The following is a 7,165-nucleotide window of genomic DNA, read 5'->3' as shown; positions in this document are numbered from 1 at the left end:
GCCGCCGCCGGCGCGTCGTAGGCGCTGGAGTTCTTGCGCAGGGCCAGGATCTCTGCGCCGCCCTTGCGGGTGCGCTCGATGATGGCCTCGAGCCGCTCCGGCGCGATGAAATGGCTCACCGGCACGCCGTTGACGGTGCAGTAGCGGGGCACTGGCACCATGGTGTCGCCATGCCCCCCCAGCACGATGGTGGTGATGTCGAGGGCGGAGAAGCCGGTCTCCTCGGCGATGAAGGCGGCCATCCGCGAGGCGTCCAGCACCCCGGCCTGGCCAAACACCCGCGAGCGGGGCCAGCCGGTGCGCTGCGCGACGCGGTAGGTCAGCGTGTCTACGGGATTGGACACGATCAGCACCGTCGCGTTGGGTGCGTGGGCCAGGATGTGGTCCGTGACGTCGTCGATGATCTTGACGTTGGCCGCCAGCACGTCGGAGCGCGACATGCCCGGCTTGCGCGGAAAGCCAGCGGTGACGACGACGAGGTCCGAGTCCGCCATCACGGCCGGGTCGTTGCTGCCCTTGATACGGGTGTCGAACTCGAAGAACGGGGCGGTCTGGAAGATGTCGAGTGCGATGCCCTCCGGCACGTCCTCACGGACGTCATAGAGCGCGATTTCCCGGCACAACTCCTCTTCGGCCAGTATCTGGGCGGTGGTTTCGCCGACCCGCCCGGCCCCGATGATGCTGATCTTTTGCACGGCGGCTCCTCCGGTTGGTGGCTCGGCGCGCAGGGCGACGTCGGCCGTTGTTGTGGTCGGCAGGGGATCTGCCCGCCCCCTCGGGCGTGCTGGGCGGCGTGCTGGGCGCTGTGCTGCTGGCTGTGCTGCTGGCTGTGTCGGGCCAATGCCGCGGATCGTGATGACCGCTGGCGTCGGCGCCGGCCGCTCAGACCTCCGCCGCCTTGGCCACGCCGCTCGCCACCGCCGCCCGGGCCACGGCCGGTGCCACGCGCTCGCGCAGCCGCGGATCGAAGGGCTTCGGGATGATGTAGTCCGGTCCGTGCGTGAGCGATTCCAATCCGTAGGCGTCCAGCACGGCCTGCGGCACGGGCTCGTGGGTCAGGTCCTTGAGCGCGTGCACGGCGGCGATCTGCATGTCCTCGTTGATGCGCGATGCGCGCGCGTCCAGCGCACCGCGGAAGATGAACGGAAAGCCCAGCACGTTGTTCACCTGGTTCGGATAGTCCGAGCGCCCGGTGGCCATGATGAGATCGTCACGCACGCGGTGTGCCAACTCCGGGCGGATCTCCGGCACCGGATTCGACAGCGCGAAGACGACGGGGCGCGGCGCCATCGTGGCAAGCATCTCCGGCGGCACAAGGTCCGGCCCCGATACGCCGATGAAGACGTCAGCCCCGTCCATGGCGTCGGCCAGCGTGCGCTTGTCGGTGTCCGCGGCGATGCCGAACTTGAACGGGTTGAGATCCCGGCGGCCGGTGTGGATAACGCCCTGGCGGTCGACCGCCAGGATGTTGTTGCGGTGCGCGCCGAGCGTCATCAGCAGCCGTATGGACGCGATGCCGGCGGCGCCTGCGCCGAGGACCACGATGCGGGCGTCCTCCAGGCGCTTTTCCTGCCACTCCAGTGCATTCAGCAGGCCGGCGGCGATGATGATGGCCGTGCCGTGCTGGTCATCGTGGAACACCGGGATGTCCAGCTCCTCCATCAGGATCTGCTCGATCTCGAAGCAGTGCGGCGCGGCGATATCCTCCAGGTTGATGCCGCCGAAGGTGGGCGCAATGCGACGCACCGTCTCGATGAATTCCTGCGGGTGGCGCGCATGCACCTCGATGTCGAAGACGTCGATGTCCGCGAAGTGCTTGAACAGCACCGCTTTGCCTTCCATGACCGGCTTGCTCGCCAGCGGGCCGACGCCGCCGAGGCCGAGCACGGCGCTGCCGTCGGTGATGACGGCCACCAGATTGCCCTTGTTGGTGTAGCGGTAGGCCGCGGCAGGATCCTCCGCGATGCGGCGCACCGGCTCAGCCACGCCCGGTGTGTAGGCGAGCGACAGATCACGCTGCGTGGCGGCGGGCTTCGTGATCTCCAACGCCGTCTTGCCGGGCCTCGGCTCGGCGTGGTAGGTGAGTGCGGCGGCGTTCAGTTCCGCGTCGGCGTGGGCGAAGCTCTCGGCATGCGACATGGGCGACTCTCGGGTTCGGGTTCGGGATCTGGCTGGAGGAGACCTGGCTGGGTGATCTGGTCGGGTGATCTCGCTGAGGGGATCCGGCCGTGAGTTGGGGCAGGTGCCGGCGGGCCAAGTGGCCGGCCAGGCGGCACTCGGCAGGGCGGATTGGGGGCCGGCGCGGGCTGAGATTGTCGTATCGCGCCCTGCGTCACACAAGCCAAGCATGTCCCGATCCCCGCAGGATCGCAAGACAAGGGCAACAATTGGCTCCGCGGCTGGCCGTAATCCCTTGACCGACAACAACCGGGCGATCGCGGAAACGGGTGGTATCGCTTGGCGACGGCACCGTGAAGCGCGGCGGTGAGCGAGGAACCGCGACGACTAACGACCGCGCGTTGCGCGCGGGCAAGCCGGCACCGGTGCGTATGGACCGATGCCGGCAGCAGGCTGCGGCGATTGAGTGAAGCCCTTGACGGTGCTAGGAGGCGAGCCGGGGCCGCAGGCTGGGGAGCAAGCCGGACTCAGCGCCCGTAACGGCGGCGGAATTTGTCCACGCGACCGCCGGTGTCGAGGATTTTCTGCTTGCCAGTGTAGAACGGGTGGCAGGCGGAGCAGACCTCGACATGCAGCTCATCGCCCAGCGTGGAGCGGGTGGTGAAGGTGTTGCCGCAGCTGCAGACAACCTTGATGTCCTGGTAGTTCGGATGGATGTCGGCTTTCATGGCCTGTTGACCTGATGGGAAACCTGCTGGTGAATGCCACGCCAGCGATGTTGGCACAATCACGGTGCCTTGGCGCGGCAATTAATCGGCCAATATAACCAATCCGAGCGCGCGTCGCAATAAGCCGCGATGCTGGCGCGGCTCTCCCGGGGGCTGCGGGTCGTTCCCCCACCGCTGCCATCACGCCTCGCCGAATCCGGCCACCAGGTCGTCCAGGAACCGCAGTCCCAGCGGCGTCGCCACCAGCCGATCCGGCGCCGGTTCCAGCAGCCCGTCCGCGAGCGCGCGCGAGCGCGCCGGCTCCAGGCGCGTCGCCGGCAGCCCCGTGCGGGCCGTGAACAGGGTGGCTTCGACGCCCTCGGTCAGGCGTAGCGCGTTGAGGGCGAGCTCCAGCACCAGGTCCGCGTCGTCGAGCCGGAATCGGCTGCTCTGCTTGTCGGCGCTGGCGAGGTAGGTCCGCGGCGAGCGCGTGGACGTGCGTCGATACACCTCGCCGGTGGCGGTGTCGGTCAGCTTGCCGTGGGCGCCGGCGCCGATGCCGAGATAGTCGCCGAAGCGCCAATAGTTGAGGTTGTGCCGGCAGCGGCGTCCGTCGCGGGCGAAGGCCGAGACCTCGTAGCGGGCATAGCCGGCGGCGGCCAGTCGGGCGATGCCCTGCTCCTGCATCGCGTCCAGGGTGTCGTGGTTCGGTGTCTGCGGCGGGGTGTGGGCGAAGGCGGTGTTGGGCTCGATGGTGAGCTGGTAGTAGGAGATGTGCTCGGGCTCGAGGGCGATGAGGGCGTCGAGGTCGGCCCGCGCCGCCGCGATGGACTGCCCGGGCAGCCCGAACATCATGTCGAGGTTGATGTTGTCGAAACCGGCCGCGCGGGCCGTGGCGACGGCGTCGCACGCCTGGGCGGGGTCATGGATGCGGCCGAGCGCCTCGAGATGCCCCGCCGACAGGGACTGCACGCCGATGGAGAGCCGGTTGACGCCGGCTCGCCGGTAGGCGGCAAAGTGCCCGGCGTCCACGGTGCCGGGATTGGCCTCCAGCGTGATCTCGGCATCGGCGGCGAGCTCGCAACGGGCGCGGACGCCGTCCAGCAGGCGCGCGACGGCAGTGCCGGAGAAGAGGCTCGGCGTGCCGCCGCCGATGAAGATGGACTGCAACGGGCGGCGCGCCGCAACCGGCACCCGTTGGGCATCCAGGTCCGCCAGCAGCGCATCCACGTAGTCTTGCTCGGGCAGTGGGGCCGCGGCCTGGTGCGAGTTGAAGTCGCAATAGGGACACTTCCGCACGCACCAGGGCAAGTGGACGTAGAGCGTCAGCGGCGGCGGCCCGGCGGGAAAGTGCCGTGCCGCCGCGGCGTCGCCTGTGCCGGAGGCGCTCAGCTCTGGTCCCGCGCCTGGAGATAGGTCAGCTCGGAGATGCCGCTCCATTCCTTCGCCTGGTTGAGGAATTTCTGGTACGAAGCGTAGGTCTTCTGCGAGAAGGCATCCTTCTCGGCGATCTCGGCCACCACCTGGTCGGAGAGCTCGTGGAGCTTCGCGAGGACGTCGTCGGGGAACTTGCGCAGGTCGACGTGGTGCTCGTTGAGCAGGGTCTTCAGGGCAGCCGGGTTGCGTGCCGTGTACTCGGCGAGCATGTCCTGGTTCACCACCTTGCAGGCGTTGGTGACGATGGATTGCAGGTCACCGGGCAGCCCATCAAAAACCTCTTTGTTGATGATGGCCTCCAGCGTCGTGCCCGGCTCGTGCCAGCCGGGGTAGTAGTAGTACTTGGCCGCCTTGTAGAGGCCGAAGGCGAGGTCGTTGTAGGGTCCCACCCACTCGGTGGCGTCGATGGCGCCGGATTGCAGGGAGGTGAAGAGCTCGCCGCCGGGCAGGTTCACCGGCGTGCCACCAGCGCGCTTGAGCACCTCGCCGCCGAGACCGGGGATGCGCATTTTCAGCCCCTGCAGGTCCGCGACGGAATTGATCTCCTTGTTGAACCAGCCGCCCATCTGCACGCCGGTGTTGCCGGCGGGGGCGGGTACCAGGCCGAAATCGGCATAGAGCTCAGTCCACAGCTCCAGGCCGCCGCCGTAGTACATCCAGCCGTTCATCTCCTGCGCCGTGAGGCCGAAGGGGACGGTGGAGAAGAACTGCGCCGCCTCGCTCTTGCCCTTCCAGTAATAGGCTGCGCCGTGGCCCATCTCGGCGGTGCCGCGGGAGACTGCATCGAACACCTCGAACGCCGGCACCAGCTCCTGGGCGCCGTAGACCTTCACCTGGATGCGCCCGCCGCTCATCTCGCCGATCAGCTTGGCCAGGTTGTTGGCGCCGGTGCCGAGGCCCGGGAAGTTCTTCGGCCAGGTGGTGACCATCTTCCACTTGTACTCGGGCTTGGCCCAGGCGGTGCGCGTGCTCAAGGTCGCGGCGGCCGCGGCGGCCGCGCCGGCGGCACCGGAGATGAAGGTACGGCGTTGCATCTGTTGCTCCTCGTCGTTGTGGTCTTGAAATCGCCAGCGGCGCATGATCCACCGCCGCCCGGCAGCGGGCAACTGCGTGCGCAACGACATCCGTGCCGAGATGCGGCGAGCACTGACCGCTACCGCCTTGGCCGTCAAACGCGTTGGCCGGCCCGCGGTGCACTAGCGCGGCGTCGCGGAGCGCCGTGCCGCCAGCCGGCGCCGGGCGCCAGCGACGTTGCGCCGCACAGCACGCTGCAGCGCGAGCGCGCTCAGGAGCCGCACCAGCAGGACGTTGGCAATGGCGACGTTGATGGCAATACCGAGCCCGAGCAGCAACAGGAAGAGCGCATCGCGCACGGCGGCACCCAGCACCGAGTTGGCCTGCTGCTGGAAGTCCAGCGTCACGAGTGCCCAGGGCATGGCGGCGGCGGTGAGGAAGTAGCCCTGCCGCTCGAAGTCCTCGGGCCAGACGCCGAGCCAGCGCGAGAACACCAGGCCCGCCAGGAAGTACCAGAGCACCAGCAACAGCGTGATCTGGAAGATGCGCGCCGCCGACACGCGTCACGCCCCGTCACGTCACGTGGGAGCGGCGTCCCCGCCGCGATCGGCCGCGCAAGCGCACCTCGCGCCGAGGACGGCGCTCCCACGACGGCGCCCCCACGGCGGCGCTGCAACGGCGCTGCCTCTTCGCGGAAGAAGCGCGACACGGCGCGTGGCGCAACCGCCGCATTGCCGGGCTAGTGCTTCGTTGCGGAAATGCCGAGACCGGGCTCCCTCGTGGGCGCGGTCGTAATCGAATATCCAGACGGTTGAGATCACGACGACGACAACGACCTGAGATGGTCTCGGGGCTTGCGCACTGGTGCACCAGCCACCTCAGCCTCAGCCCACCGCATCCAGCCGCGCATAGGCGAGCACCAGCCACTTGGCGCCGACGGTCTCGAAGTTGACCTGGATGCGCGCCTGGTTGCCGGAGCCCTCCGTGCCCAGCACGACGCCGCTGCCGAACTTCGGGTGCACCACCTGCTGGCCGAGCCGGAAGCCCCCGGCCGCCGCCGGCTGCGCGCCCCGCTTGCCGCCCGCGTAGGGCTGTGAGACGCCGCTGCCGCGCACCTCCTCCAGCAGCTCCCCCGGCATCTCACGCAGGAAGCGCGAGGGCATTGGGTACTCCTCGCGGCCGTGCAGCCGGCGGCTCTCGGTATGGGTCAGATAGAGCCGCTGCATGGCCCGGGTCATGCCCACGTAGCAGAGCCGGCGCTCCTCTTCCAGCCGCGCCGGGTCGTCGGCGGACATGGCGTGCGGGAACAGCCCCTCCTCGACGCCGGTGACGAACACCACCGGGAACTCCAGCCCCTTGGCGCTGTGCAGGGTCATGAGCTGTACGGCGTCCTGGATGTCGTCGGCTTGGGCGTCGCCGGCCTCCAGCGCCGCGTGCGCTAGGAAGCTGCCGAGCAAGTCGCCCTCGTCGTCCGCCGCTTCGGCGGCGAAGCGCCGGGTGGCCTCGGCGAGCTGCTCCAAGTTCTCGATGCGGTCGACGCCGCGGCCGTCTCGCTCCTTCTTGTAGTGCGCCGGCAGGCCGGTGGCCTCCACCACCTCCTGGATCAGCGCGCCGAGGTCGGCCGGGTCCGCCGCCGTGTTGCCCCCTGGCTCGCCCTGGGCGCGCGTCTGGAGCTGCTCGATGAGCGCGACGAAGCCGCGCACGGCACCCAGCGCCCGCGGCGGCAGGGCGTTGGCCTGCACCACGGCTCGGGCCGCGGACCACAGCGAGCCACCCTCCGCGCGCGCCTGCTCGCGCAGCAGGTCTATGGTGCGCGGGCCGATGCCGCGTGGCGGCAGGTTGACCACGCGCTCGAAGGCGCCGTCGTCATGCACGTTGATCAGGAGCCG

The 7,165-nt window shown here is 69.2% G+C and carries 7 protein-coding genes; all 7 read right to left on the bottom strand.

Annotation, left to right across the window (positions count from 1 at the left end; genetic code table 11):
- Positions 1–695, bottom strand: a 695-nt coding sequence (locus tag LJE69_RS18820) for a malate dehydrogenase (protein ID WP_296927592.1), incomplete at its 3' end; no start/stop codon positions are given.
- 187 nt (positions 696–882) lie between these two features.
- Positions 883–2,139, bottom strand: coding sequence for a malic enzyme-like NAD(P)-binding protein (locus LJE69_RS18815; protein WP_296927591.1), 1,257 nt, complete (start codon positions 2,137–2,139; stop codon positions 883–885).
- Positions 2,140–2,645: 506 nt separating this feature from the next.
- Positions 2,646–2,846 carry a 50S ribosomal protein L31 gene (rpmE, locus tag LJE69_RS18810; RefSeq protein WP_296927590.1) on the bottom strand — a complete coding sequence of 67 codons (201 nt, stop codon included), beginning with the start codon at positions 2,844–2,846 and terminating at the stop codon, positions 2,646–2,648.
- A gap of 180 nt (positions 2,847–3,026) precedes the next feature.
- Positions 3,027–4,265 (bottom strand): radical SAM family heme chaperone HemW, encoded by a 1,239-nt coding sequence (gene hemW / locus LJE69_RS18805; protein WP_296927589.1) that lies wholly within the window; start codon positions 4,263–4,265, stop codon positions 3,027–3,029.
- On the bottom strand, positions 4,214–5,296 hold the full coding sequence (locus LJE69_RS18800) for a TRAP transporter substrate-binding protein (protein ID WP_296927587.1): 1,083 nt from the start codon (positions 5,294–5,296) through the stop codon (positions 4,214–4,216). The genes hemW and LJE69_RS18800 overlap by 52 nt, the downstream gene beginning before the upstream one ends.
- A 162-nt stretch (positions 5,297–5,458) precedes the next feature.
- On the bottom strand, positions 5,459–5,836 hold the full coding sequence (locus tag LJE69_RS18795) for a hypothetical protein (protein ID WP_296927586.1): 378 nt from the start codon (positions 5,834–5,836) through the stop codon (positions 5,459–5,461).
- A gap of 324 nt (positions 5,837–6,160) precedes the next feature.
- On the bottom strand, positions 6,161–7,165 hold a 1,005-nt coding region (locus LJE69_RS18790), incomplete at its 5' end, for a 3'-5' exonuclease (protein ID WP_296927585.1).

The sequence above is a fragment of the Thiohalocapsa sp. genome (genome assembly GCF_022340605.1).
Taxonomy (GTDB): Bacteria; Pseudomonadota; Gammaproteobacteria; order Chromatiales; family Chromatiaceae; genus Thiohalocapsa.
This window is presented reverse-complemented; position numbering and strand designations above follow the sequence as displayed.